This is a genomic window from Mycobacterium sp. IDUB_19, from assembly GCF_055419445.1.
On the sequence record NZ_JBVAXR010000106.1, the window covers coordinates 1 to 3,099 of the forward strand.

Annotated in this window: 1 pseudogene; it reads left to right on the plus strand. The window is 62.6% G+C overall.

The features are described from left to right. Positions 1-82: 82 nt before the first annotated feature. Positions 83-3,099, plus strand: a pseudogene (locus ACZY0B_RS27090) (BTAD domain-containing putative transcriptional regulator); the annotation flags it as partial.

Sequence of the window (3,099 nt, forward strand, 5' to 3'; positions counted from 1 at the left end):
ACCGGCACCACGACTGGAAAACACGGCAAGCCGGGCCAACGCGCGCTGCCTTGCGAGCGTCACCGCGCGCGACTGGGACACGATGGCTTCGATTCTGGCCGACGACTTTTGCAGCAACGATCGGCGGCGGGTAACCGGCGCCGGAACCCGCCGCGGTCGGGATGCCGAGATCGAGAACATGCGGGTGGTTGCAGATCTCGGGGCGAAGTTCACAGTCGAGGTCATCGCGACTCGCGGCGACCGCCTCGTTCTCACTCGTACCCGCATCTCCTTTGACCAGCAGCAAGGGTTCCTCGCTGACTTACTCGGCCTCGTCGAGACCGACCTAGATGGCCACCTCGCGGCGGTCATCTTGCTCGACCTCGAGGACTTCGACGCCGCCCTTGCGGAACTCGATGCCCGATACCTCGCCGGCGAAGGGGCTGTCCACGCGCATATGTGGTCTGCGATCGTAGGGGCGTATGGCGCGATAAACCGGCGCGAACTTCCCGCCACAACACCGGATTTCGAGGATGAAGACCATCGACGGGGAGCAGCTTTTGCGACTGGTGATATGATCGAATACCTCCGTGCCGGGTGGGATCTCGACCAAGACATCTCTTTCTACATCGAAGCTGTGCATCGACTGAGTGATCTCGGAGCAGTTGTCACTCACAAGGGGTGTGGGACCTCACGCGAGGGCTTCGATGCCGAGTGGCGAGAGGTCATGCTGTTTACGGCTGATGGTGAATCGTTCAGCCGCTGCGAGGTATTCGATGAGGCAGACATCGACGCCGCGCTCGCGCGATTCGATCAGCTCAGCCGACCGACGCTGCGGCTGGAGAACACCGCAACGCGTGTATTCGAGCGCCTTTACTCGCACGTCGCTGCCGGCGAGTGGCACGCCGTGACTCAAATAACGGCCGAGGACGTCTCTGTCGACGATCGCCGGCGGGTAGTGAATGCCGGGATCCTGCATGGTCGAGATGCCAACATCAAAGATGCTCAGGCAACCGTTGGCGTCGGCTTCACGATGACGATGTTGGGCGTCCTGGCAACCCGCGGCGAGCGCCTCGCCCTTACAGGAATTCGCGTGTCGGGCCGTGACCCCGAGGCGATTCAAAACGATGCCCTCCAAATCTTGGAGGTCGACGCCGAGGAGCGAATCGCGGGTGTTGTGATTTTCGATCTTGATGACTTCGACGCCGCCATCGCCGAGCTCGACGCCCGCTACCTCACCGGCGACGCGGCAGCCCATTCAGGGGCTTGGTCTGCGATTGCCGAGGTATACGCCGCGCTCAATCGCGGTGAGATGCCCGCGACCGCACCAGACTTGGTAGATATCGACCATCGTTCATTGGCAGCGATCGGGTCGGGTGACCTGATGGCATACCTCCAGGCAGCGTCGGAAGATGCACCACGGAGCGCCATTTATATTGAGACCGTTCATCGGTTGACCGACCTCGGCGCGGTCACCACCCATGTGGCGAAGTCGACGTCACGAGAAGGGTTCGACGCCGAATGGCGTATCACTAGCTTCTTCAAAGTCAGCGGCGATCTAGTCAACCGCTACGAGATTTTCGACGAGGACGATCTCGAGCCCGCGCTCACCCGCTTCGACGAACTAGACCGGCAGCCGTCACGCCTCGAAAACGCTGCGGCCCAGTCGTATGAGCGCATCCAGGCGCACTTCGCGGCACGCGACTGGAACGCCATGGCTGAAACACTGGCTGACGACGTTTTCCGCGACGACCGCCGTCGGCTGGTGGGCGCGGAACTCCGAAAGGGCAGCGACTCCCTGGTCGCCGAATTCTCGGCACTCGCTGAGATCGGCGTCAAGCGCATTACTTTCGATACCGTTGCGATCCGGGGCAGCCGCCTCGTCCTCAGTCGTGCGCGCGCCTCGGGCCGCGACCCGCGAGCCGATGCGTTCCGCACCGATGTCCTCAGTCTCGCCGAGCTCGATGCCCACGAGCGGATCGCGGCGATCATCACCTTCGACCCCGACGACTTCGACGCCGCCATCGCCGAGCTTGACGCACGCTACCTCGCCGGCGAAGCAGCACCGTACTCAGCTGTGTGGTCAGTCGTCATGGAAGGTTACGCCGCACTCAACCGGAACGAGCTACCCCTCATCACGCCAGATGCGGTTAGTGTCGACCACCGGCGAGGGCGAGGGTTCGCGCCTGGCGATCTGCCCGCATACCTTGAAGCCTCTTGGAAGCTCATGCCAGAGAATTCGCTCTATATCGCTGATGTGCGCCGGCTGAACGACGTCGGCGCCGTGGTCACCCACGTTGTACACGGGACTACCGCAGAAGGCTTCGAGGCCGAGTGGCGTGAGATCGCCGTATTGCAGGCCGCGGGCGATCGGAATAGCCGTTGCGAAATGTTCGACGAGGAAGACTACGACGCCGCGCTCGCGAGATTTGAGGAGCTGCATTCGCGCTCCGCTGGGCTGGAAAACGCGGTGGCGCAACGCTTTCTGGCAAACTTCGCGGCTCGCGACTGGGATGCTGTGGCGCAGGACTTTGCCGAAAACTATTACTGCGACGATCGCCGACGGGTCGTGAACGCTGGGCTCCGACAGGGCCGAGATGCCGCGATCGAAGACCTGCGGGTGTCCGCCGACATCGGATTGTTGACGAACGTCACGATGGACATCATTGCGACCCGGGGCGAATGCCTCATTCTCACGCATTGGCGCGGCTTGGACCCCGACCACGACGCGTTTCAACATGATGTGCTTCAGGTCGTTGAGCACGACGCCGACGAACGAATAGCGGCGGCTGTCTTATTCGACGTCGACGGCCTCGACGCCGCCTTCGAGGAACTTGACGCTCGGTACCTCGCCGGCGAAGCGGCCGCCCACGCGCAGACGTGGTCGGTCATCTCACGGGGTAATGCCGCAGCCAACCGAAACGCGAGATTGCCGATGACGCCGGACTCTTCGATGATCGACCACCGGCTGCGCACGACGTTGAACGCGGACGGTTTAACCGCGTACGTTCGCGCCTCGTGGGACCTCACGCCGGAGCTCCACATGTTCATCGAGTCTGTACATCGGCTAGACGACGTCGGAGTGGTCGTTACGCACGCGTCGCGCGGGACCTCGCAAGA